Raw genomic sequence first — 22,986 nt, forward strand, 5'->3', positions numbered from 1 at the left:
CACATCAAAATACCGCGCGACAGGATGCGCGCAGGAGAATGGCAATGGGCAGAATCGATGGAAAGGTTGCAGTGATAACAGGGGCCGCGAGCGGGATGGGGCGCGCGACCGCGCTCCGCTTCGCAAAGGAAGGCGCGAGCGTAGTGCTGACCGACTTGAACGCGCAAGGCGGCGAAACTGCGGTGGCAGAATGCGCTGCGGCAGGCGGGCGCGCGGTGTTTCAGCGCACCGACGTGACCAGCGAGGCGGACATCAAGGCCGCGGTCGCGCGCGCGGTCAAGGAATTCGGCCGCCTCGACATCATGTTCAACAACGCGGGCGTCGCGGGCGCCGTCGGGCCAATCGAGAACGTGGCATCGGCAGACTTCGACAAAACGATCGCCGTACTGCTCCGCGCCGCGTTTCTCGGCATGAAGTATTCGATCCCCGAGATGCGCAAGGCGGGCGGCGGATCGATCATCTCGACCGCGTCGGTCGCGGGACTCCGCGGGGTCGGCTATCTCTCCGCATACAGCGCGGCCAAGGCCGCGGTGGTGAACCTTACGCAGGCGGTCGCGATCGAAGTCGGGCATGACAAGATTCGCGTCAACTGCATCTGCCCCGGCGGCGTCAACACGCCGCTGATACATCGCGGGCGTCCCGGCGCCGAGGAGCGATCGGAGAAGTCGATGGCCCGGATGCAGCCGATACCGCGCGCGGGCAAGCCTGACGACATCGCGGCGATGGCGCTGTTCCTGGCCAGCGACGAAGCGGAGTGGATCAGCGGCACCGCGATGGTAGTCGACGGAGGCATCAACACCGGCAACGCGCGCTTCCGGCTGGCAGGCCTGCCGGACACCGGCTTCTCCGGCCCGTCATTTGAGATGTGAGCCGGCGCGGTTAACGGCTTCAAAGCCTGGTCTGATATTTAGAAGATGCGGGTCACGCGCGGGGGCGTGATCGTAAATTTAAGCATGAGGAAAATCTGAAATGGACAGGCTTAAGGGCAAAGTGGCTGTAATCACGGGTGCGGCGAGCGGAATCGGGCGCGCGACCGCAATCAAGTTCGCAGGCGAAGGCGCGGCAGTCGTAATCGCCGATCTCAATGTCGAAGGCGGCGAAGCAGCGGCGCGCGATTGCAAGGAGAATGCGGGGCGTGCGGTCTTCCAGAAAGCCGACGTCTCCGCAGAAACTGAAATCAAGGCGCTCATCGCGCGCGCAATTTCGGAGTTCGGGCGCCTCGACATCATTTATAACAACGCGGGAATCGGCGGCGCGGTCGGACCGCTGGAACAAATCTCGGTCGAAGACTGGGACAAGAGCCAGGCAGTGTTGCTGCGCGGCGTGTTCCTCGGGATGAAGCATGCGGCGCCCGAGATGCGCAAAATCGGTGGCGGCTCGATCATCTCAACGGCATCCGTCGCGGGCATCCGCGGTTTCAACGGCTTGCATGCTTACTGTGCGGCGAAGGCCGGCGTGGTAAACCTGACGCGCTCGGCATCATTGGAGTTCGCCAAGGATAAAATCCGTGTCAACTGCATCTGCCCCGGCGGAATCAACACGCCGATCCTGCATCGCAACCAGCCGGGCGTGAAAGAGGCCATGGAACAATGGATGGCGAAAGGGCAACCGATTCCGCGCGCGGGGCATCCGGACGATATCGCGGGGATGGCGCTGTATCTCGCCAGCGACGATTCGGAATTCGTCACCGGGCAGGCGATGATCGTGGATGGCGGCCTGACTGTCGGCAGCCAGTTCTCACCGCCCGACGGTCAGCGCTCCGCAGCGGCACAGGCGATGCCTCCTCGCAGTTTTATCGGCCCGTCCTTCGAGGGCTGATCGACAAAGTCTGAGTCTGCACAGTAGGACGGAATTTATTCCGTCGCCTCGGGCGTCTACGCGGAGAGGGCGACGGAATAAATTCCGTCCTACTAAGAGTCGAAGCTCCTTACTGCCTTTGGTAGCCCGGCAAGCGGGCCTGCATCGCGTCGGGATACTCGGCGGGCAATGCGCTCGCCTTGTTTAGCGCCGCCAGTTCCGCGGCCTCGAGACGAAAGCCGATCGCGCCGAGATTCTGCTCGTTCTGCTCTTCGGTCCGCGCGCCGTAAATTACCGAACTGACTCCGGGCTGCTGATTCACCCACGCAAGTGCGACCTGCGAAATTGGACGGCCGCGTTCTTTCGCGACGTGCTCGACCGCTTCGAGCGTCGAATAATTGCGTTCGTCGGCAAGCCGATTCCACATATCCATCTTCGCCAGCCGACTGTCCTCGGGCGGGCGCTGACCTGAACGATACTTGCCGGTCAGAAATCCGCCGCCGAGCGGACTCCACGGAATTACGCCGACGCCTTCATAGCGGCACAGCGGCAGAATCTCGCGTTCGATCTCGCGCGAAATCAAACTGTATTGAGGCTGCAGACAATCAAAACGCGCAAAATCGTGTTTATCGCTGACCCACAGACTTTTCATCAGTTGCCACGCGGTAAAATTAGATGCGCCGATGTACCTGACTTTGCCGTGACGCACGAGATCGTCGAGCGCACGCATAGTCTCGTCGATTGGGGTTTCGAAGTCCCATGAATGCACCTGGTAAAGATCGATATAGTCCATCTTCAGGCGGCGCAGACTCGCCTCGACTTCCGACATGATATGCCCGCGCGACAGACCGATTTGATTCGGCGCCACGGTTTTGCCCAAAAAAATGTTGGCGTTGAAGCGCACTTTGGTTGCGATAGATTCATTGAAGTCGGCGGAAATTTTCTCGACACCGCAAATGTTTACGCCGCGGGCGCATCGGAAGAAATTCTCGGGCGAATTCTCGGCGAGCGGCGAAAAGAGAATTTTTCCTGCAGTTTTTTCGTCTGTTTCTCGTCCAAACGTCATGCATCCAAGACAAAGCTCCGACACTTTGAGCCCGGTTCCACCTAATCGCCTGTATTCCATCGCTTTTTCGAGCCTCCACGGCAGAGTCTATTACGACCGGCACCCGGTGCAAATAAAAAATTTTTCGAGTTTGAATAATCACTGAAATGCATCGTCTCTAAATATAGGTGCGAACGGCTCTGGCACCTGGCCGGTTGGTTTGTTCCTCCCAATCAACCGGTTACCGTCCGCAGCGTACGCGGACGGCCGCTACGAACAGGCGGGCATTGGAGAGTCCCCCCCCTCTTCAGTTGCCCGCCATTTTTCTTTTTTTAGAATCTCGCAGCGTGCTTTTGTGATCCAGCGTTCTTGGCTGATGACATCGTGCACCGCAAATTCCGACGACATTTCTATTCAGTGACTTGTAACCAGCTTTTCGTCAGTGGTTGTGAGAGCTCGAAATCGCGCATCAACTTGACAGCGCTCGGCGGCATCAGTCATAGGTGTTGGCTTGATGTTGTCGCGGTGGCTCAGATGGCTGGTGGTTACGCCGGTTGTGTTGTTCGTGTTCGGAGCGATTCTTCTGAGTTGCAGCGGCGGCAGTAGCGGCGGGGGTCCTCTGCCTACCAAGTCACCCGGCTTCGAGCTGCAGTCGATCACTATCTCGACCGGCGCCCCTCCCTCGCCTACATTCACCCCGACGGCAACGGCGTCGAGAGGGCAGAAGACACCGACGCCGACAAGTACGCCAAAAAAACCGACGCCTACGTTGACGCCGCGTCCTGCGGCGACGAGTACGACTATAGAGCCGGGCAGTGTTCCGACCGGTGGGACGGTGGCGTTCAACGCGATCGGCACCTTCACCAAGAAAACCGCAACCAAGTTCATCGATATCACCGCGGGACCGTTCACGCTTTGGACCTCCTCGAACAATGCTGTGCTGCAAGCGCCTCTGTCCGGCCCGATGGGCGGCGTTTATACGACCAACCTGGCGGGATGCGCCTGCATCCTTGCCAGCAGTGGCGGAGTTAGCAGTCAGTTCGTCGGGGTCGGCGTTTACGTGGACGTCGATACCTGCCCGCTATGCGCGCCACTGCCACCCACGCCGACTGCCACCGCAACGTCGACGCCGGCACCCGGCGAAAAGCCGGCGGCGTCGAGTACGCCGGCAGTATCGACGCGCAGTGCGGGCGTCCTGATGTGGACCTTCGATCCGGGCTCAGAACTGCGCGGGAGAATCGCGGTCGGCTCCGACGGCTCGATATTCTTCATCACCCGCGACGGCGTGCTGCATGGCCTGGATTCGACGGGCAAGGAAATCATGCATCGCGATGCGGACGGTTCATCGCCGGCAGTGCTGCCCGACGGGACCGTGGTCGCGATGGGGTCAGCGTCAGCGCTTGCGGCGATAGGTCCCGACGGGGCACCGCTGTGGAATCTTGAAATCGGGAACAGCGCGGGACCGCTCGCGGTTACCGACCATACTATTTACGCGTCCACCGGCGCCGACCTCGAGTCGATCAGCACCACGGGTTCTCTCAACTGGCGCGTGAATCTAGGGCCGGTGACCAGCGCAGCGGCGACATCGGACGGAGTCGTGGTGGGAACCTCGCGCGGCGCGGTCACGGCGCTCGCATCGGACGGCGCGGTGATATGGACATTCCAGCCTGACGGCGGATTTTCAGGATCGGTCGCTTACTCCGACGACGTTGTTTACGCCGGATCGGCCAGCGGCGGCGTGTATGCGATCGATATGCGGACCGGCAGTCCCATCTGGCACGTCAATTCCAACCGTGCGGTGACCACCGGACCGGTCGTCGCTCCGTCGGGCGCAATCTTCGCCGGGGCAGACTCGACTTATGGCGTCACCGCCGACGGCCAGGTCCATTGGACGGACTCCTCGCTGAAACCGGGCGAAGCCGGTCTGACAGTGCTCGGCTACGACGGCATGTTCGAGGCGGCGACGGACGACATGGGCGCCGTGCTGACCGGTGACGGCAGCTACGTCTGGACCGCGCGCAGCTTCGGCAAGATCACGACGGCCGCATCGTCGCCATCGGGAATGCTATACGTCGGGACGTCGACCGGCCGCATCTTCGCCGTCAGATAATAATGTCGCTCCGCCGCCGGCGCCTGGCCGCGGCGAACGCTATGACGATGGGCCGAAGATGATCTGATAATTTTCGGTTTCGCTTCCCGTGACCGAGACCTTGGGAACCGGTGCCCCGCTCGCCTTCAACTGCCGGGGCGTAAACTCCAGGATCGTCCCGTCGGAATAGTTCATGACCACCAGATCTCCTTTGCTGTTGAAAACCGCAGCCCACGGTCCCTCGTCGTTAAAGGCAGCACTGTTCAACTTCACTTTCGGAGCGGGAGTGCCGGAGGTGGTCAGTTGGTCCTTCGCATACTCCGCGACGGTGTCCGAGCCGTAATTGGGAACCCACAGATCGCCAGCCTTGTCGAAAGCGAGCTCTCCCGGCGCGCTGATGCTCGAGCCGCTGCCGTCGTCCCTCAGTATAACCTTCGGCATCTGACTGCCCCCCGCAGCCAGCTGGCTGGCGGAGAATTCGACTATGGTGCTGCTGCTCTCATTATCCACCCAGGCGTTGCCTTCTCGATCGAAGGTAACAAAATTCGGACCGTCAAGACTGGACGAGGTGATCGCTTTTGCAGGACTGGGTAGATTCGCGGTACCTGCATCGAGCTGTGCTTTTGACAATTCCTCGATCGAATCGGCGCTGTAATCCGCGAGCCACAGGTTTCCCTGCGGATCGAAATTGCAGCCATATAGATAGTCGAAGCCCGTGCTGGTGATGATCGCCTCGGGCGTCGGACTCGGGTTATTTTTAAGGTTCTTGAGTTGCGCGGCAGTAAATCGCGCCACCTGGTTGCCGTTACTGACAACCCAGAGACTGTGCGCCTGGTCGAACGCTAGACCAGAACTATAACTGTAAGTGCTTAGAACTACGGGGCTGGGCGAACCCGTCTTCTTGATTTGTGCTGAGGTATAGGACGCGACGCCCCCACCATCGTCGAATGATACCCACAGGTTCGCGCACCATGCCTGCGACGCAATGAAGCAAGTAAGCAGCAGAGATGCGACCGCTGTCGTGATGCGTCGCGAGCGAAAGCCATTGATTTTCGAGTTCAATTGGACAGAGTTCCTCCCTGGAACGAGCCATAATCCTGGAATGTTTAGCGCACGAAAAGCGATGCCAAACAAATTGTACCATTATTTGTCATTGAGAAATACTCAACCTCCGGGGCACTTGACCGGGCGCGCTGGATTGGCGTGACAATAGAAGCATGAGCGTGGTTTACGCTGGATCGGCCGGCGTCTATGCGATCGATATGCGGACCGGCAGTCCCATCTGGCACGTCAATTCCAACCGCGCGGTGACCACCGGACCGGTCGTCGCTCCGTCGGGCGCAATCTTTGCCGGGGCAGACTCGACTTACGGCATCGCCGCCGACGGCCAGGTCCATTGGACGGACTCCTCGCTGAAACCAGGCGAAGCCGGTCTGACAGTGCTCGGCTACGACGGCATGTTCGAGGCGGCGACGGACGACATGGCCGCCGTGCTGACCGGCGACGGCAGCTACGTCTGGACCGCGCGCAGCTTCGGCAAGATCACGACGGCCGCATCGTCGCCATCGGGAATGCTATACGTCGGGACGTCGACCGGCGGCATCTTCGCCGTCAGGTAGCAGCAGCTCCGGGTGCCGGCTTAGTTCGGGTCAGGCGCCTGGTTGTAATAATTCCTTCGGTCGTCAGCCGCAGTTTCCCATCGGGCTGGTGACTTTAGCCTTGCCGCCGTTCTTTGGCGTACAAGTTGGCGGCGCGGTGTCACTGCCGATGGCTGTGGAACCCTTGGTCGCGAATGCGGTTACGCTGCTCCCGGTCTCCTCAGCAGACGCTTCCGCCTCGCTGTCGGTGCCCGACGCGGTTGCCTTAGCGTTGCTGCCGTTATCTGCCACGGCAGTCGCGTAGGTGTCCTCACCCTTCGCGGAGCTGACGGCCTGGGAGCCGCCTCCCGCCGAGGATGTTGCATCGGCGTCCTTTCCCTTCGCGGTTGCTTTAGCCTCGCTCCCGCCGCCGGCTGCGGCAGTCGCATCGGAGTCCTCTCCCGACGCGGAGCTGATGGCCTCGCTGCCGCTGGGGCCTACCGCCTCCGATGTCGCATCGGCGTCGGCTCCCTTCGCGGTTGCTTTAGCATCGCTGCCGCTGTCTGCCTCGGCAGTCGCGTCGGCGTCCGTTCCCTTCGCGGCTGCCGTAGCATCGCTGCCGTTTGAGGCATCTGATGTCGCATCGGCATCGTTTCCCGAGGCTTGGGCCTTCGCCTTGTTGGATGGGCCGACTTCAGCATCGCAAGTGGCCTCAGCACCGTTGGAGCTCGGACCAGACGTGACGTTCGTGCTGGTCGTCGAGCATGACTCGTTGCCCGACGCGAACGCCTCGGTTCGAGCCACTATGAGAGCAATTGCAACTGCGGCTATCGCCGCCACCATCTGAACGATTCGTGTCTGCATTGATTCTTCCCCCGGTGCGCGATCGCGAAGTAACCCGATGACCTGTTCCAGAAAGAGTTTTACTCTGGGAGTTCAACCCGCCTTCTAGACGAAACGCAGTCTTGCGGCAAGGCATTGACCCTGGGATTTGGTGCTGTCAGTTCAGCCACGACTCAATTGAGTCGGGCACTTGACCGGGCGCGCTGGATTGGCGTGACAATAGAAGCATGAGCGCAATCGACATCATCAAGCGGCGTCTCAAGGAAGACCGTATCCCAGAGACACCCGAAGAAGTTGGACAAAAGAAAAAGCGTCCGCGCGAAGTCGCGTTCATGGACGTGAACCTGTGCTTCCCGTGCGGCAAATGTCCCGAGTTCTGCCCGGTGCAATGCATCGAGTACCTGTCGCAGGGATCGGTACCGGGTCGCGGCGTGCAACCGGTGCAGGATCGTTTTCAGGAATGCATCGGATGCTACATTTGCGTCGAAGTATGCGCGCTGCTGACGGACTACGACGCAGTCAGGATGTACGACTCGAGCCTGGTCGAGCAGGTGCTCGATGTGAAGATCACCGACAGTCCTCCGGCGGAGCCGATCCCGGCTCAGCCCTATGAGGAATATTTCTCGGAAGGCGGCGAGTACCGTCATGTCGGTAAGGGCTCGCGCATCCGCGAAAAGATGACGGCCGAAGAGCGCGCGATTTTCGCAAGAGAGCGCGTGCGGGGATAACGTCACTTGCGCGAGGCGCGCCAGACTTCGGGCTTTTTGCCGCTCATCATTTCGGGCAGTGACGTAAGCTCGACGCGATCGGGCGTAATCAGCATCAGGCCGAAGTCCTTTGACTCGGGGCCGCCCGGCCAGAATTGCGAGAGATCGTAGTCGAAGACCTTGCCGTTCCATATCCGCCTTTTTTCAGCGACGTCTTCGACGAACTTTGCTTTGCCGGTGACCGTCAGATGAACCATGTCGGCGCCGATTTGGTAGAAGAGCTCGACGCTTGGGTTCTTGTCGATATGGCCGGCCTTGGCCGACGCGCGTCCGGTCGCGACCCATACGCGCTCGCCCTCGACGGCAGGATGCACAACGCGAACCTTCGGCTGCGATCCTTTGGCGGTCGCCAGATACGCCCACGTCGCCTTGGCGGCGGTCGCGTGAACCTTGTCCCAGAAATTTGAATCGGTCATCTGAACCTCCAACGCAAGTGGCACAGGCTTTAGCCTGTGATTTTCTGGTCCATGCAAATCCACGAAAAGAATCACAGGCTAAAGCCTGTCCCACCAAAATCAAGAACCTGAGAGCATCCCCCGATTGCTGATTTGACAGCGCGCGCCGTCCCGAACTACGGTTGAAGTACCCACGGAGAATCTTGATGGAACGTCAAGCCCGACGCGCGCAGGTGCTGCGTCACGCCAAGCGCATCTTTGCTCGCAAGGGATATCACAGGACCAATGTCGCGGACATCATTGCCCGCGCCCGCATCGCGCGTGGCACGTTCTATCTTTATTTCCAGAATAAGAAAGACCTGTTCGAGGAATTGCTCGAGCAGGCGGTCACCGAGTTGACGCATCGGATTCAGCGGCTGCGCCCGGGAGCGGGAGAGCCGGACCCGGTCGATCAATTGCGCGCGAACCTGATGCGGGTGCTAAGCTACGCGATGGCGGAGCGCGAACTCACCGACATCCTGCTCAACCATTCGACCGGATTCGATCACGAGCTCGACGACAAGATCCAGGATTTCTACGATCGCATCGCGGCGCTGATCAAACGATCGCTGGATCTCGGAATCGAGATGAACCTGGTGCGCAATTCGGATACGCGCGCGGTTTCGTACGCGATCCTCGGCGGAATCAAGGAATTGATCGGGATGCTCTCGCGCAGCGAGGACACGGATATCGAGGCACTGGTCGAGGAAATACTCGCGTTTGGGTTGGGCGGAGTCGCGCGTCCCGAGCTGCTGAAATTCGTACCGGCGCGGAGAGCATCCGCGAGCGACCGACCACCCGGCAACCTCTCTTTTTTTGGGCCTAAACTAGACTGACATGTCAGTTTCCAATCACACGAAAACCTCCAACGGCCACGCGCCCAAGGGAATCAAGGCCCCGAAGCGTCGCGCGGCTTTTTACGATCTTGACGGGACGCTGGTCGATTTGAACCTGGTGCATGCCGCAGTCTTCACGCTCGCCAACGTCGGCGAATGGAGCGGACGCTTCAGCTATCTGCTCGGATTCGCCGCGCGCATCCCGAGGTTGTACATCGCAGAGAGTCGCGACCGACGAACCCTGAACACGGTGCTGTTCGACGCGTTCAAGGGCGTCTCGCGCGACCGGCTTTTTTCGCTCGGCGAGGAATATTGCGAACGCATCCTGGTCGGTCATCTTTTTCCGCGCGCAGTGGAATTGATCGAGGCGAATCGACAGGCGGGAATCGAGCCGGTGCTGGTCACGGGGTCACCGGACTTCATCGTGGCGCCGCTCGCGCGTCATCTCGGAATCGCGGACTTCGCGGCGAACCGGTTTGTCTTCAGCCGCGGTCGCGCGACCGGCCGTCTGGCCGAGCCTGTTATGGCGGGCGACGAAAAAGCAGTCTGGTGCGACGACTACGCCAGCGCGCACGACCTCGATTTGGCGGATTGCTGGGGCTACGCCGATTCGCATTACGACACCGCGTTCCTCGCCGCGCTGGGGCATCCCGTCGCCGTCAACCCCGACCGCAGATTGCGCGCGGCCGCGCTCAGCCGGCAATGGCCGGTGATCCATTTCGAAAAGGCAGCGTCATCGGAACCGCAAGACGCTTTCGACAACGACCAGGACTCAAACAACGACATCGAACGATCGACGCGAGGCTCGGATGGCGCGACCTGAGGCGAAACTCAAGGAACTGAAAACCGCGGAACTGCGGCATGAGGTCGGCGCGCGCAGCGAGCTGGTCGTGAAGGTGAATCGACGCTCCGAGCGTCGCATCATTCCTTACGGCGAGGAATTTCTGTTCGAAAAATTGCCGGTCGGCACGCGCGTGATCTATCCGCCGCCGCCGCTGGATCCGCTCGCCGACGCCGACCAGGCGATTCGCTACGCCCTGCTCCATCCCGAAAATCAAGACCCGCTGTTCGCGCAGTTGAGTCCCAACATGCGCGTGACCATAGCGATCGACGACATCAGCCTGCCGCTGCCGCAGATGCGACGGCCTGACATTCGCGAGCGCCTGCTCAACCAGGTGTTGCAGACGCTGGCCGACTACGGCGTTGACGACGTTCATCTCGTGATTGCGACGTCGTTGCATCGGCGGATGACGGAGGCCGAGATTCGCCGCGTCGTTGGTGAGCGCGCGTTCAAGCAGTATTGGCCGGACCGGCTCTACAACTTCGATGCGGAAAATCGCGCCGAGCTTGCGATGCTCGGCAAGACGGATCATGGCGAGGAAGTGTGGCTGTCGCGGCGCGCGGTCGAGTCGGACCTGCTGATCTACCTGAACATCAACCTCGTGCCGATGGACGGTGGGCACAAATCCGTCGCGGTCGGACTCGCGCCGTACCAGAGCCTGCGGCATCACCACAACGTCGGCACGCTGCGCGATTCGCATTCGTACATGGACCCGACGCGCTCGGCGCTGCATCGATCGTCGGATCGGATGGGCACGCTGATTCACGAGTCGGTCAACATTTTTCAGATCGAGACCGCGGTCAACACACGGATGTACGGCGGGATGCTCGACTTCCTGCACAAAAACGAAGACCACTTCACCGACTGGGATCGGACGCGCCTGAAAGGTTTTCAGTGGACGATGCGCAACATGTCCAACGAGATGCGGCGCACCGTGCTGCACAACTACGCCGCGCCGTACGGGATGATTGGCGTGTGGGCTGGAGACACCGAGGCCGTGCATCAGAAGGCGCTCGCGCGGGTGTTTCAGCAATACGCGGTGCCGGTGAAAGGTCAGGCCGATATTTTAATCGTCGGCGTGCCGTACATTTGTCCGTACAACGTCAACTCGATCATGAATCCCGTGCTCGTGCAGTGCACCGGCCTCGGCTACCTGTTCAATATGTATCGGAACAAGCCGCTGGTGCGCGAAGGCGGCACGATGATCATCTGTCATCCGCTGCGCGACGAGTTTCATCCCGAGCATCATCCGAGTTACATCGAATTTTTCCATCGATGCCTCGCGGAGACGACTGACGCCGTCGAGCTCGAGAAAAATTTCGAGCGCGAGTTCGCGCGCAACCCGACCTACATCCATATGTACCGATACGGGAACGCCTACCACGGCGTGCATCCGTTCTACATGTGGTACTGGGGCGAGCCGGCGCGCCAGCACGTCGGACGCGTGATCGCGGCGGGATGCGAGGAGCCGGACGTCGCCGCGCGACTTGGATGGGAAGCGGCGGACACGCTCGATGAGGCAATCGCGATGGCTACGTCAGATCTCGGTCGGTCGGCCGAGATAACCTACCTGCACCTTCCGCCACTGGTGATCGCGGATGTCGAGTAGCAACGGCAAACGCAACGGAACGACGATGCCGCCGCTCGAGCAAATGCTCAAGGGCCGTCGTATCCTGCTGACGGGTGCGACCGGATTTCTCGGCAAGGTGTTTCTCGCGATCCTGCTGCGATGGCATCCCGAGATCGAGCGGGTGTACTTGCTGATTCGCGGCGACCGGCGCAGCAGTGTCGGCCGATTTCGCCGCGAGATTCTCGACTCGCCGGTGTTTGCGCCGCTGCGCGAACATCTCGGCGACAAGTTCGATCGCTACATCGAAGAAAAGATCGTCGTCGTTCCCGGCGACATCACCAACCAAGGCCTGCTCGGCGAGGAAGCTAAGCCGTTCAAGCCGGGTAGCCTCGACGCAGTCGTGCACAGCGCGGGGCTGGTGAACTTCGAGGCGTCGCTGGCAAAGGCGATCGAGGTAAACACCACCGGTGTCGCCAATGTGATCGAGTTTTGCGGCAAAGTCGGCGCCGCGATGATGCACGTATCGACCTGCTACGTGGCGGGAATCGCCGACGGGCATCGCTACGAAGACGATATCCCCGAGAACTGGTGCCCCAACGCTCGCAAGTCGTTTCGGCTCGAGCGCGAAATTCGCGACGCGCTGGCGGCAATCGAGCGGGTGCAGGCCGAGTCGCGCGATCAACTGCGTCATGCGGAGTTTCGCGGCGACGAAGACGATGACGGCAATCCACGCGAGTCGGCGCTCGAGCATCGGCGCAAGCAATGGGTCGAGCAGCGCCTGAAAGACGTCGGCCGCAAGCGCGCGCAGAGTTGGGGATGGCCCAACACGTACAGCTACACCAAGAGTCTTGGCGAACAATTGGTGCTCGCGAATCGCGCGACCCTCGACGTCACGGTGGTCCGCCCGGCGGTGATTGAAAGCGCGCTGCGCGATCCGTTCCCCGGATGGAACCAGGGCGTCAACACCAGCGCGCCGCTGACCTATCTCGCGGGCCGCGGCTACCGGTTTTATCCCGCCAAGGCGGAATTGGTGCTCGACGTGATCCCGGTCGATCTCGCGGCGCACGCGATGATTCCGATTCTCGGCGCGCTGCTCTCGCGCAAGCACAAGCCCATCTACCAGCTTTGCACTTCGGATCGGAATCCGCTGCCGATGCGCCGGCTGATCGAGCTGACTGGGCTGAGCCATCGCCGCGAGCATCGCAAGGACGGCGGCACGATGCGCTGGCTCGGACCGCATCTGGAAGCCGTGGTCGTGTCGCAGAGCACTTACGACCTCGCCAGCAACACGGTTCCGCAAGTTCTCAAGCAAGCGGCGGCGTTCGCCCGCAGCATAGTAGGTGAGGAAAATCAGCGCGCGAAAAAACTCGAGGCGGGAATCGACAAGTTCAAGGAGAACACCGACCTGGCGCGCGAGCTGGTCGAGGTCTATCGCCCGTACATCCAGGAACTCGTTTACACCTTTCATGGCGCAAACATTCGCGCGCTTTATGCGACGCTCAAGCCCGCCGACGCCGAGCGTCATCCGTTTCGTCCCGATCTGATCGATTGGCACGACTACTGGATCAACATTCATCTGCCGGGATTGCGCCGCCATATTTTCCCGCAGCTCGATCTTCACACGCGGGGTAGAGCGAAGTCGCTGCCGCGTCATCGGAGCCTCGTCGACATGCTCGATCGCGCCGCCGACCGATACGGTTCGCGCGTCGCGATGATTGCGCGGCGGCCGTCCGGCGAGCAGACGCAGACCACTTATCGCGAGCTGCGCGACAAGGCGCATCGCGCGGCACTCCTGCTCGCGACGCGCGGAATCAAGCGGGGCGATCGGGTGCTTCTGATCGGCGAGAACTCGCCTGACTGGGTGCTCGGCTACTTCGCGATTCTGTGCGCAGGTGCGATTGCGGTGCCGCTCGACCAGTTGATTTCCGCCGAAGAGCTCGCACCGATTTGCAAAATCGCCGAGCCCGCGGCTGCGCTGCGCTCGAGCGCGGTCCACAAGCGCCTCGGCTCAACGCTCAAGGATGCACATCCGAAACTTATCGAGATCGACCTCGGCGAGCTCGCGCGTCCATTCATTTTGCGTGGCGACGCGAAGACTCCGCCCGCTCCGCCCGAGCGAAAAGCGCTCGCATCGATCCTGTTCACCTCTGGCAGCACCGGCACGCCCAAGGGCGTGATGCTGTCGCATGCCAACTTCGCCGCCGAAATCGCGATGCTCTCGCGCGTCTTTTCACTGGGCGCCGACGATGTCGTGCTCTCACTCTTGCCGCTGCATCACGCGTTCGAGTTCACTTGCGGGATGTTGCTGCCGCTCGCCAGCGGCGCGACCATCGTCTATCCGCTCGAGGTCGATGCGAAAACGCTATCGCGCACGCTCTCCGACGTCCGTCCGACCGCGCTGATCGGAGTGCCCGCGGTGTGGGAGGCGGTGCATCGGCGCATCGTCGACGAAGTCGAAGGGCGCGGTCCGTTTTTCCACGCCGCCTTCGACAACCTGCGCGATCTCAATCGCCGCCTCGACGCGAACTCTGGCCTCAACTTCGGCTCGATCGTTTTCCGGCAAGTTCATTCCGCGCTGGGCGGACGGCTGAGGCTCGCTGTCAGTGGCGGCTCCGCCCTGCCCCATCGCGTCGCGGAGTTTTTCAAGGACATCGGAATTCCGCTGCTTGAAGGCTACGGTTTGACTGAGGGCGCACCGGTTCTGGCAGTCGCGCGGCCCGACGAAACGCTGCAAGTCGGCTCGGTAGGACGGCCCCTGAACGGCGTCGAGATCAAGTTGATGCCCGCGACGGGATCGATTGGCGAGATAATCGCACACGGGCCGAACGTGATGGCGGGTTACTATCGCAACGAGGCCGCGACCGCCGAAGTTCTGCGCGACGGATGGCTTCACACCGGAGACCTCGGGCGTATCGACGACGATGGGCGGCTGCACATCGTCGGCCGCGCCAAGGAAGTCATCGTCGATTCCGGCGGCAACAATATCTACATCGAGGAGCTCGAAGAAATTTACGGCCGTTCGGAGTACGTGAAGGAGATGGCTGTCGTCGGCCTGAAGGTCGGCCAGGGCGAGCAGGTCGCGGCGCTGACCGTGCCCGCTTACTCGCGCGGCGAGAGCAGACGCGCGGTGGAAGACCGATTGCGCAGCGACTTCGACAAAGTCGCGCTCGAGCTCAGCGCGCATAAACGAATCAGAATCCTCCGCTTCACCGACGCCGAACTGCCGCGGACGCGCACGCGCAAGATCAAACGTGCAGACGTGGCCGCGACGCTGCGGCGAATGCTCGACGTCCGCGCGACTGTCGCCGACGATAGCAGCAACTCCGAGGTCGAGACATGGCTCGCCGAGGCGCTCACGTCCTTTGCTACCGAGCCGGTGAACATCACGCCGGCGACGCGGTTGATTGAGGACCTGGGCCTCGACTCGCTCGCCCTGGCCGAACTCGGCGAGCTGATCGGCGAACGCGCGAGCCGCGAAATCGCACTCGAGGAAATTGCCGACCTGCGCACCGTCGCGGACCTGCAACTCCTCGCGACTCAGCCCGGCGGCAACGGACGTCCTCGTATGCCCTCGTACGCAAAGTTCGCCGAACCTTACACTGTTCGTTTGCCGTCCCCGATAAAATGGCTCGGACGTTTTGCGGTGCGCGGTGCGTCACAGGCGATTTTCGACGGATGGCTGACGCCGAAGATTCTCGGGCGCGGCAACATTCCGGCCAATCGCAACTTTATCGTGGTCGCGAATCATTCGAGTCACCTCGACTTCAGCCTGGTCGGCTATGCGCTGGGCGCAGTAGGCGACGATATCCGCGTGCTCGCCGCCAAGGATTATTTCTTCAACACGCCCGCGCGGCGTTTTCTCGCTTCGAACTTCACGTCGCTGATGCCGTTCGATCGCGAGCGCGCGCAGCTCGAGTCGCTGGAAGACGCGCTCACCGAATTGGCGCAGGGGCGTAGCGTCCTGATGTTCCCCGAGGGAACGCGTTCAGCCGACGGCGAGATTCACGAGTTCAAGAGCGGCGCCGGATTCCTCGCGCTGCGCAGTCGATGCGATGTGCTGCCGGTGCTGATTCGCGGCACTCACGACGTGATGGGCAAGGGCAGTCTCGTCCCGCGACGCCGTCCGGTAGAAGTCCGCATCGGTCGCGCGATCACGGCCTCGGAGCTTCGCGAAGTTGCGGAAAGTTCGGAAGGCGCTGGCGCGTATCGCAAAATCGCGGACTTGATGCGCACTGCGATCATCGCGCTTTCAGGATCGCGTTCAAAATTGACGCCCTCCCTCGAGGCTGATACTGCGGCGTCGAATGGCGCTCAGCCAGCAAAGCGGACGCGCGCCAAAATCGATCATTCGGCCGAACTTCCTCGAGGCCACGCTAAAGCGTGAAGCTGGAATACTTACCGCCCGGATGGTTACATTTGAATCATGGTTGATTGGTTCAGCAAACGCCCTGACCACACGCCGCGCCCGACTCGCAACGGCCGGCGACCGTCGGTGAGTGTAATCTCGGACGAATTGTTGGTTGGCGAATATCCCGGTGAGACTGATATCGCCTGGCTCAAGGACACCTATGGGATTACCGCAGTCCACAATCTGCAGGACGACGACGACCTGCGCATGAACGGACTGGACCATCGCGGGCTCGTCGCGGAGTACACTGCACAGGGAATCGACTACATGCGGACTCCAATTCAGGATGGCAGCGCGGACGCGATGGCCGAGCGGCTCGAGGTTGCGCTCAACGATCTTCGCGAACTGGTCGCGCCGGGCTCGCGCGTCTACCTGCATTGCAACGCCGGGATGAATCGCGCGCCGACGCTGGCGATTGCGTTTTTGCGCGCTTATCGGCAAATGTCTCTCGAAGAGGCGATGGTGCTCGTGAAAAAAAATCGCGCATGCGGGCCGTTTATGACGGTGCTCGAAGAATACTTCGGGCCGCGCGACTACAAGCCGGACAAATGACTTGAACACCTCAGGCGCAGCCGGAAGTCTGCCGCGGGTCTTCCCGACGCAGAAATTTCTCACGGCCTGCGCGTGGGGCGTACATCTATATACCGCGCTCGGCGCAGCCCTCGGGCTGCTCGCGATCTTCTTCGCCTCGCGCGGCGATTTCCGCGCGGCGTTCCTTGCGATGGGCGCGGCAACGATCATCGATTGCAGCGACGGTCCCCTCGCGCGCTGGCTGATGGTCAAGATTCGCGTCCCGACCTTCGATGGCGCGCTGCTCGACAACATCGTCGACTATCTTACCTACACAGTGGCGCCGGTTTTTCTGATGCTCGAAGCCGGGATCATTCCGGACTCGCGATGGGGCTTGGCGCTGGCCTGTTTCGTGATGCTCGCGAGCGTCTACGGCTTCTGCCACACCGAAGCCAAAACGCCCGACCACTACTTCCTCGGCTTCCCGAACTATTGGAACCTCGTCGCGTTTTATCTCTACTGTCTCGGCAGCAGCACGGTCTTCAACGTCGCCGTGCTTTTGATCCTCGGCGTGATGGTGTTCATGCCGCTCAAGTACATTTATCCAAATCGAACCGTGCCGCTACGGCCAATCACGCTCACGCTTGGAGTCATCTGGGGATTTTTGACGGTCGCGTCACTGTTGATGCTGCCGACTGTGAACCCGATCATGTTGTGGGCCGGTCTGAGTTACATCGCTTACTACTTCATTGCTTCGTTCATTCTTCACGCGCGATTTGTGCTCCAGTCCAATCGAGCGGCGTCGACCTGATGGCTGAGTCCGGGCCTCATACTGCGGCCGTTGCTGCCGAGTCATGGCTCGAGGTTATAGATTCCGATTCTCCGCTGCTGTTGATTGCGCCGCACGGTGGACGCGCCGAGCCGCGCACGCGCTCGATGCTGAATCCCAAGGTCAACGACCTTCACACCGCGGAGATAACGCGGGGACTCGCCGCGCGGCTGGGCGCGTCGGCGCTGATCAACGTCGCGATGGATCGCAACCGGCTCGACTGTAACCGCCTCTCGCAAATAATCGAGCGTGCTCCGTGGCTGCTGGAACTGATCGCGGAGCGCGTCGACGCGATGGTTGCGCGTCACGGGCGCGTTACGGTGCTGCTTATCCACGGTTGGAACATTATTGAACCGCGCCTCGACTTCGGACTCGGGCTACGAACTTTGGGCGGCGAATTGCGTCCGCCCGGTTCCGCTTGCGTCTCGGCGTGCGACGATTTCATCAATGGCCCCCTCGCCGGCCTCGCCGAGCGCCTGCATCGGCATGGAATCAAGCCGACCTACGGCATGCGTTATCCGGGCGGCGGTTTGCAGAATCTGCTGCAGGCCTTCACCGCGCGTCATCGGCAAAGTCCGAACGCTGCGCTTCGCTCGATTTCCGAAATCGCAACAAACGGCGTCATTGATGCGGCCCAGCTCGAATTGTCGGTCGCGCTGAGGATGCCCGGAGAATTGCGCGCCCGATGCGAAGACGCGATCGCAGAAGTTTTTTCGGGAAACGGTAGTCCCGATGTAGCTCGAGCTCCGATCGCGATTAATCGCGCGCCGCAGCCGCCGGTCGTCAGATCCGAAATCGGTGCGGCGGCGACAGTCGCAGCGCCGGGACGTATCGGCATCGAGTTCTATGATCCTGCGGCGCGCTTCGGTGCGATGGCGAGCTTTGACGTCGGCGGCGCAGGCATGGGCGCGCGAATCATGATGCTGTTCGATCAACATCGCGCGGCATTGTTCACCGCCGAGGGGCGTCCGACGCGTTCCGCGAGCGCCGTCACTCACGGCCCGCTCTCGATGCGGCGCGAGGGCGAATCGATCGTGCTGGCGTTCCGTGGACCTGCCGTGATCGTGCCCGATGCTACCGCATATTTGAGCATCGAACGCGCGCTGGCTTCGGGCCGGCTCGATGGCAACACGGAAGTCGAAATGCGCTTCGAAATCGATCGCGGCGGTGGTGAGTTCGACTTCGACCGGATTCTATCCTCGCAAGGCGCTGCGGCGGATGCGCTCTCGTCGAGCGTTGCGTTCGGCCGCGTTTCGGGAAAGGTCTGCGTCGACGGCGCATCGCGAGCGGTCAACGGATTTGCGCGTGCGGGAATGTCCTTCACTGGACTGGGCCCGCAGAAATTCACTGCGCGCCGGATGATTTGGGCATGCTTCGAAGCCGACAAGGCGCCGCGTGCGCTCGAAGCCCGCTCGGTCGCGACTGAAGATGCGCCGCCAAATCAGAGCGCCAGGATTCTCGAAGCGGCAGGATGGTCGCCGTGCGAATTGCGCAATCTCACCATCGAGACACCCTCGGTCGAAGAACCGCCGCATCGTATCGTCGCATCGTTGACGCGCGCTGACGGATCGTCGTGCGAGCTCGAAGGCAGCGTCGAATGCTTCATTCCGCTGTCGCGCCCCGGGCCTGAGCAGTCGCGCATCTACACGTCGCTCGGATTCGCAAGCTTCAGCATCGGCGCACATCGGGGCGCGGGGATGTTTGAATATTCGCGCGTTGCGGACTCCGTGCTGACCGCATCCGACGAGAATGAAGATTCCGATAGCGATTGAAAGTTAGCTGGCGGGCGTGTCGACCGCGCGAGTGCGCGCGGCGACGATCGCGTCGATGCGGCCGGCGATATCGGCTAGCACTTTACCGGTCGGGGTGGATCCGTATTCACGAACGAACAGCACGCCGCGATCGGTGCTGTCCGCGAGCCGCGGCTCAAAGGCGAGCCGCCCCAGAATTGGAACGGCGGCCTCGCGTGCGATTCCGTTGAGATCGCCCTCCGGCCACAGCGGCCGCACCGCGCGGCATCCGTCGCAATTAAAGCCGGCCATGTTCTCCACGATGCCGACGATTGGTGCGCCGATCGCGCGACCAATTTTCATCGCCTGGCGCGCGGCGCTGGTATCCTGTGCCGACGGATGAGTCAGTAGCACGACCCCGTCGAGCGCTACCATCGACGCGAGCGCGTGCAGTCGATCGAGACCGGTCGCGAGATCGATTATCAACAAATCCACATTCCCGAATTGCGATTGCGCGAGCATTCGGCTCAGCGCTCCGCGATAGCTCAGCTCCGCGGGACCATTAGAAGCGGGTGCGATTGGCTCGCCGCCGTTTCCGTCGATCTGATCGTGATCCTGCACAAAGCTGATTGGCGGCGGTTCACCACCGGAAAGCTGATCGCTCGAAACGAGGCGCAATCCATGCGGCCCAGCGACGGGCTCGATTCCCTCGATCATTGGGTAGCGCCGTTGCGGTTTCATCCCGAGCATCGCGGCAACGCTGGGCGAATTAAGGTCCGCGTCGATGATCGCGACCTTGCGACCCTTCATCGCCGACGCCGCCGCGATATTCACCGCGAGCATGCTCTTGCCGACTCCTCCGCGAGCACTCGCAAGCGCGATCGTGGCGCCGACGCCGGAAAGGTTGGTGCGAATTTGCTCGCGAACGCCGGCAGGATCGGCTGATCCGTCGTTATCGATATCGGAAAATATTCTCATTAACTGGCTGCTGAAATCTGTCGCAATCCCGGCGATGGTTGAGGCGTGCGGGTCTTACGCAAGTTGTTGTGTTAAGGATGACTGTTTTAAGCAGCCCGGTAAACAACACCCGGCGATCCACGCCCGCATACTTTATGCGCCGTCGTCGTCGGCGTCGGTCGAACCTACTTTGCGATACGCATTTGGCTCGTCGTCGGCGGGCCGTCGCTGCGATTTTGCCTCGCGCTCCTCGTCCTGCTGACAATCACGGCACAGGCGCGAAAACGGCATCGCTTCGAGACGTTCTTCGGCGATCTCGAGTCCGCACGATTCGCAGACGCCGTAAGTGCCTTCGTCCATCCGCTCGAGCGCATCGTCGATTTGCTTCAGCTTGACGCGTTCGCGGTCGGACAGGATGAAGTTGATCTCGCGATCGCGCTCTTCCGACGCAAGGTCGTAGGTGTCCATCCCTTCGTCCTTGTTGCCTTCGCGCTCGGCGCGCAAGGTCGAATCGATCTCGGCGAGCAGTTTTGCTTTCATCTCGAGCAGTTGTTCGCGCATCTTGGCAAGGAACTTCGCTCGGTCCGCGGCAACTGGTTTCTTCGTCATTGGATTCAGACTCCGGGAATATTAAGCGGCCGCGCCGGCGACCGTTGCATGCAGATCGTAACTGAGCGCCTTGTCGATTCGGGCGCGAACGAATTCACCCGCCTCCGCGTCGCCGGTCAGAAAAACCGAGCCGTCGATTTCCGGCGCCTGGCCTGCGGTCCGCCCGCGCAGTCGCGTCGAGCGTCCGGGCATCGGGCCCTCGACCAGCACCTCGACTTCGCGTCCGACCAGCCCGCGATTCCTGGCGAGCGAAATTTCCGATTGCGTCGCCATCAGGCTTGCCCGCCGCGCGCGCTTGACGCGCTCGGGCACCTGGTCCGGCATGTCGTATGCGGCAGTATTCTCTTCGCGCGAATATGTAAAAACTCCGACGCGATCGAACTGCTCAGCGCGCACGAAATCCGCCAGCCGCTCGAAGGCGGCGTCGGTCTCGCCCGGGAAACCAACGATGAAAGACGTCCGCAACACGACTCCGGGAATTCGATCGCGCACGCGGTCGAGCAGCTTGACCAGAGCGGCGCCCGAGCGCTCACGGCGCATCGCGCGCAGCATCGCATCGTCAGCATGCTGCAGCGGCATGTCGATATACTTCACGACCTTGGGCAGATCCGCGATTGCGTCGAGCAATTCGGCGGTGACGAAATTCGGATAGCAGTAGAGCAGCCGTATCCAGCGCAGATCGTCGATGGTCGAGAGCTCCCGCAGCAACGCCGCGAGCGAAGACGGCTGGTCGAGATCGCGGCCATAGGCGGTCAAGTCCTGCGCGATCAAATTGATCTCGCGAACGCCGCCGTTGACGAGGTTGCGCGCCTCAATGACGAGGTCGGCGGTCGGGCGACTCTCATGCAGCCCGCGAATTTTCGGAATAATGCAGAAAGCGCACTTGTGATTGCACCCTTCTGAAATCTTCAAGTAAGACGTGAAGAAATCTCCGGTCTTGATTCGCGGGATTGCCGCGGTCGGCAGCAAATGCGCCGCGCCGGCGTACGGAATCGGCCGCGACTCGGGCGCTTCGGTGCGTCGCAGCAGCTCGGGCAGATCGAGAAAATTGCCGGTGCCAACGAACACGTCGACTTCGGGCATCGTCGCGGCGAGCTCTGTCGCATAGCGTTGCGACAAACATCCGGCGACCACCAGCCGCTTGCCGAAGCCGCGCTTCTTGACCTCCGCCGCCTCGAGGATCGCGTCGATTGATTCTTTCTTCGCCGCCTCGATAAACGCGCACGTGTTCACCAGCAGCACCTGTGCCTCTTCGGGGTCGAGTGTGATCTCGAAACCGGCCGAGGTCAGCGCGCCAAGCATCAACTCGCTGTCGGCAAGATTCTTGGGGCATCCAAGCGTGAGCAGGTGAACTTTTTCCATTGACAGAAAACTTAAAGGGCTTTCAAAAATACCGGTCGCATTCCCGCGAGGCAATCGCGATCGGGAGCTGCGACGCGCTCTTAGTGTATCAGATCGTCACGGCGAGGCAGGTGCCGTCACGATGTCGGCGCCGGGCGGCACTTTGAACTCAAAGAGCGAATCGGCAAGTTCCACGTTGTCTTGAATGTCGCTGAAATCGATCCTGGTAACGTCACCAAGCTGGTCGGTGAGCGTCAACGTAATAAGATTGTACGTCTTCGGATCGAGTCCAACTTCAATTTTGTAGCCGCCTGTCTTCGCATCGAGGATCAGATTGACGAGACCGTTAGCCGGCGCGGGATTCGCAAAGGCGGCCTTGAAATCACGATTGATATTTCCGATTCCGAGCAGGAACGAGGTCGCGCTGCTCGACTTGATCGCCTGCTTCAGCGGGGTCTCGACGACCTGGTTGAGATCGGGATCGTAGCTGTAGAGCGTCTCGCCGTCGCTGACGATCGTCTGTTTTTCCGGCGTTTCGAAATCCCATCGCATGCGCCCCGGCTTGCGAAATGAAACCGTGCCCTGACGTTGCTTCTTCGGCGCGCCGACCGCCGCGATCTCTTCGTTGAATTTGGCCGTGAATGAATTCGTGTCGCGGTAGTGTCGCTGCAGGCGATCGAGTGCCTGCTTCAAATCCTTGGCTACGGGGGGACCGCTCGGCGCCATCGTCTCGGAATGCACCGGAACGGCGACGACGAGAAGCATCGCGATCGGCCCCAGCAACGCTCGCAACACTTTCCTAA

General features: G+C 61.3%; 20 protein-coding genes. 12 read left to right on the top strand and 8 right to left on the bottom strand.

The genetic code is table 11. The features are described from left to right. The first annotated feature begins 44 nt into the window (after window positions 1–44). Together WB650_RS08585 and WB650_RS08590 are read left to right on the top strand one after the other, a co-directional pair. The gene (locus WB650_RS08585; protein ID WP_422307016.1) at window positions 45–869 is read left to right on the top strand and encodes an SDR family NAD(P)-dependent oxidoreductase; all 825 of its coding nucleotides are present in this window, start codon (window positions 45–47) and stop codon (window positions 867–869) included. Between the two features lie 100 nt (window positions 870–969). Next, window positions 970–1,818, top strand: a complete 849-nt coding sequence (locus WB650_RS08590; protein ID WP_422307018.1) for an SDR family NAD(P)-dependent oxidoreductase — start codon at window positions 970–972, stop codon at window positions 1,816–1,818. Window positions 1,819–1,927: 109 nt separating this feature from the next. Here the strand turns inward: WB650_RS08590 and WB650_RS08595 are convergent, their stop codons facing one another. Continuing rightward, a complete protein-coding gene (locus WB650_RS08595; protein WP_423960162.1) occupies window positions 1,928–2,923 on the bottom strand; it encodes an aldo/keto reductase in 996 nt (331 codons plus the stop codon). Between the two features lie 433 nt (window positions 2,924–3,356). On the opposite strand from WB650_RS08595, the gene WB650_RS08600 reads away from it, so the two are divergent. Further along, the gene (locus tag WB650_RS08600; protein ID WP_423960163.1) at window positions 3,357–4,952 is read left to right on the top strand and encodes a PQQ-binding-like beta-propeller repeat protein; all 1,596 of its coding nucleotides are present in this window, start codon (window positions 3,357–3,359) and stop codon (window positions 4,950–4,952) included. A 39-nt stretch (window positions 4,953–4,991) separates the two neighbouring features. Here WB650_RS08600 and WB650_RS08605 read toward each other — a convergent pair whose 3' ends face one another. Next, the gene (locus WB650_RS08605; protein ID WP_422303313.1) at window positions 4,992–6,065 is read right to left on the bottom strand and encodes a hypothetical protein; all 1,074 of its coding nucleotides are present in this window, start codon (window positions 6,063–6,065) and stop codon (window positions 4,992–4,994) included. 83 nt (window positions 6,066–6,148) lie between these two features. On the opposite strand from WB650_RS08605, the gene WB650_RS08610 reads away from it, so the two are divergent. Beyond that, window positions 6,149–6,550: a PQQ-binding-like beta-propeller repeat protein gene (locus tag WB650_RS08610; protein WP_422303312.1), complete on the top strand. Its 402-nt coding sequence runs from the start codon at window positions 6,149–6,151 to the stop codon at window positions 6,548–6,550. Between the two features lie 63 nt (window positions 6,551–6,613). Here the strand turns inward: WB650_RS08610 and WB650_RS08615 are convergent, their stop codons facing one another. Continuing rightward, window positions 6,614–7,372 carry a hypothetical protein gene (locus WB650_RS08615; RefSeq protein ID WP_422303311.1) on the bottom strand — a complete coding sequence of 253 codons (759 nt, stop codon included), beginning with the start codon at window positions 7,370–7,372 and terminating at the stop codon, window positions 6,614–6,616. A gap of 206 nt (window positions 7,373–7,578) precedes the next feature. Between WB650_RS08615 and WB650_RS08620 the strand changes: the two genes are divergently transcribed. After that, on the top strand, window positions 7,579–8,079 hold the full coding sequence (locus tag WB650_RS08620) for a 4Fe-4S dicluster domain-containing protein (RefSeq protein WP_422303310.1): 501 nt from the start codon (window positions 7,579–7,581) through the stop codon (window positions 8,077–8,079). 2 nt (window positions 8,080–8,081) lie between these two features. Here the strand turns inward: WB650_RS08620 and WB650_RS08625 are convergent, their stop codons facing one another. Next, window positions 8,082–8,534, bottom strand: coding sequence for a pyridoxamine 5'-phosphate oxidase family protein (locus tag WB650_RS08625; protein ID WP_422303309.1), 453 nt, complete (start codon window positions 8,532–8,534; stop codon window positions 8,082–8,084). Between the two features lie 185 nt (window positions 8,535–8,719). On the opposite strand from WB650_RS08625, the gene WB650_RS08630 reads away from it, so the two are divergent. Genes WB650_RS08630 through WB650_RS08660 form a run of 7 tightly spaced genes read left to right on the top strand, consistent with a single transcriptional unit; the run spans window position 8,720 to window position 19,318 of the window. After that, complete coding sequence (locus tag WB650_RS08630; protein ID WP_422303308.1) at window positions 8,720–9,388, top strand: TetR/AcrR family transcriptional regulator; 669 nt, start codon at window positions 8,720–8,722, stop codon at window positions 9,386–9,388. A 1-nt stretch (window position 9,389) separates the two neighbouring features. Beyond that, the gene (locus WB650_RS08635; protein WP_422303307.1) at window positions 9,390–10,211 is read left to right on the top strand and encodes an HAD family hydrolase; all 822 of its coding nucleotides are present in this window, start codon (window positions 9,390–9,392) and stop codon (window positions 10,209–10,211) included. After that, window positions 10,198–11,838, top strand: coding sequence for a lactate racemase domain-containing protein (locus WB650_RS08640; protein WP_423960166.1), 1,641 nt, complete (start codon window positions 10,198–10,200; stop codon window positions 11,836–11,838). Before WB650_RS08635 ends, WB650_RS08640 begins: the two co-directional genes overlap by 14 nt. Continuing rightward, a complete protein-coding gene (locus tag WB650_RS08645; RefSeq protein ID WP_422306192.1) occupies window positions 11,828–16,183 on the top strand; it encodes an AMP-binding protein in 4,356 nt (1,451 codons plus the stop codon). The genes WB650_RS08640 and WB650_RS08645 overlap by 11 nt, the downstream gene beginning before the upstream one ends. A 39-nt stretch (window positions 16,184–16,222) precedes the next feature. Continuing rightward, window positions 16,223–16,759, top strand: coding sequence for a dual specificity protein phosphatase family protein (locus WB650_RS08650; RefSeq protein ID WP_423960168.1), 537 nt, complete (start codon window positions 16,223–16,225; stop codon window positions 16,757–16,759). Window position 16,760: 1 nt separating this feature from the next. Further along, entirely contained in the window at window positions 16,761–17,528 is a 768-nt protein-coding gene (locus WB650_RS08655; protein WP_422306188.1) for a CDP-alcohol phosphatidyltransferase family protein, read from the top strand. Beyond that, a complete protein-coding gene (locus WB650_RS08660) occupies window positions 17,528–19,318 on the top strand; it encodes a hypothetical protein (RefSeq protein WP_422306186.1) in 1,791 nt (596 codons plus the stop codon). Before WB650_RS08655 ends, WB650_RS08660 begins: the two co-directional genes overlap by 1 nt. 3 nt (window positions 19,319–19,321) lie before the next feature. On the opposite strand, the gene WB650_RS08665 is transcribed toward WB650_RS08660, so the two are convergent. The 4 genes from WB650_RS08665 to lolA form a co-directional block, all read right to left on the bottom strand. Further along, the gene (locus WB650_RS08665) at window positions 19,322–20,254 is read right to left on the bottom strand and encodes a P-loop NTPase (RefSeq protein WP_422306184.1); all 933 of its coding nucleotides are present in this window, start codon (window positions 20,252–20,254) and stop codon (window positions 19,322–19,324) included. 132 nt (window positions 20,255–20,386) lie between these two features. Beyond that, window positions 20,387–20,842: a TraR/DksA family transcriptional regulator gene (locus tag WB650_RS08670; protein WP_422306182.1), complete on the bottom strand. Its 456-nt coding sequence runs from the start codon at window positions 20,840–20,842 to the stop codon at window positions 20,387–20,389. Between the two features lie 21 nt (window positions 20,843–20,863). Then, complete coding sequence (gene rimO / locus WB650_RS08675; RefSeq protein ID WP_422306180.1) at window positions 20,864–22,204, bottom strand: 30S ribosomal protein S12 methylthiotransferase RimO; 1,341 nt, start codon at window positions 22,202–22,204, stop codon at window positions 20,864–20,866. Window positions 22,205–22,300: 96 nt separating this feature from the next. Continuing rightward, window positions 22,301–22,978 (bottom strand): outer membrane lipoprotein chaperone LolA, encoded by a 678-nt coding sequence (gene lolA / locus WB650_RS08680; RefSeq protein ID WP_423960172.1) that lies wholly within the window; start codon window positions 22,976–22,978, stop codon window positions 22,301–22,303. Window positions 22,979–22,986: the final 8 nt, after the last annotated feature.

The organism is Binatus sp. (SeqCode) (assembly GCF_049584895.1).
Taxonomy (GTDB): Bacteria; Desulfobacterota; Binatia; order Binatales; family Binataceae; genus Binatus.

Excerpts from the sequence above, each read along its gene's own strand:
- WB650_RS08585 (WP_422307016.1), top strand. The coding sequence starts at position 45 with ATGGGCAGAATCGATGGAAAGGTTGCAGTGATAACAGGGGCCGCGAGC.
- WB650_RS08590 (WP_422307018.1), top strand. The coding sequence starts at position 970 with ATGGACAGGCTTAAGGGCAAAGTGGCTGTAATCACGGGTGCGGCGAGC.
- WB650_RS08595 (WP_423960162.1), bottom strand. The coding sequence starts at position 2,923 with ATGGAATACAGGCGATTAGGTGGAACCGGGCTCAAAGTGTCGGAGCTT.
- WB650_RS08600 (WP_423960163.1), top strand. The coding sequence starts at position 3,357 with ATGTTGTCGCGGTGGCTCAGATGGCTGGTGGTTACGCCGGTTGTGTTG.
- WB650_RS08610 (WP_422303312.1), top strand. The coding sequence starts at position 6,149 with ATGAGCGTGGTTTACGCTGGATCGGCCGGCGTCTATGCGATCGATATG.
- WB650_RS08615 (WP_422303311.1), bottom strand. The coding sequence starts at position 7,372 with ATGCAGACACGAATCGTTCAGATGGTGGCGGCGATAGCCGCAGTTGCA.
- WB650_RS08620 (WP_422303310.1), top strand. The coding sequence starts at position 7,579 with ATGAGCGCAATCGACATCATCAAGCGGCGTCTCAAGGAAGACCGTATC.
- WB650_RS08625 (WP_422303309.1), bottom strand. The coding sequence starts at position 8,534 with ATGACCGATTCAAATTTCTGGGACAAGGTTCACGCGACCGCCGCCAAG.
- WB650_RS08630 (WP_422303308.1), top strand. The coding sequence starts at position 8,720 with ATGGAACGTCAAGCCCGACGCGCGCAGGTGCTGCGTCACGCCAAGCGC.
- WB650_RS08635 (WP_422303307.1), top strand. The coding sequence starts at position 9,390 with ATGTCAGTTTCCAATCACACGAAAACCTCCAACGGCCACGCGCCCAAG.
- WB650_RS08640 (WP_423960166.1), top strand. The coding sequence starts at position 10,198 with ATGGCGCGACCTGAGGCGAAACTCAAGGAACTGAAAACCGCGGAACTG.
- WB650_RS08645 (WP_422306192.1), top strand. The coding sequence starts at position 11,828 with ATGTCGAGTAGCAACGGCAAACGCAACGGAACGACGATGCCGCCGCTC.
- WB650_RS08650 (WP_423960168.1), top strand. The coding sequence starts at position 16,223 with ATGGTTGATTGGTTCAGCAAACGCCCTGACCACACGCCGCGCCCGACT.
- WB650_RS08660 (WP_422306186.1), top strand. The coding sequence starts at position 17,528 with ATGGCTGAGTCCGGGCCTCATACTGCGGCCGTTGCTGCCGAGTCATGG.
- WB650_RS08665 (WP_422306184.1), bottom strand. The coding sequence starts at position 20,254 with ATGAGAATATTTTCCGATATCGATAACGACGGATCAGCCGATCCTGCC.
- WB650_RS08670 (WP_422306182.1), bottom strand. The coding sequence starts at position 20,842 with ATGACGAAGAAACCAGTTGCCGCGGACCGAGCGAAGTTCCTTGCCAAG.
- rimO (WP_422306180.1), bottom strand. The coding sequence starts at position 22,204 with ATGGAAAAAGTTCACCTGCTCACGCTTGGATGCCCCAAGAATCTTGCC.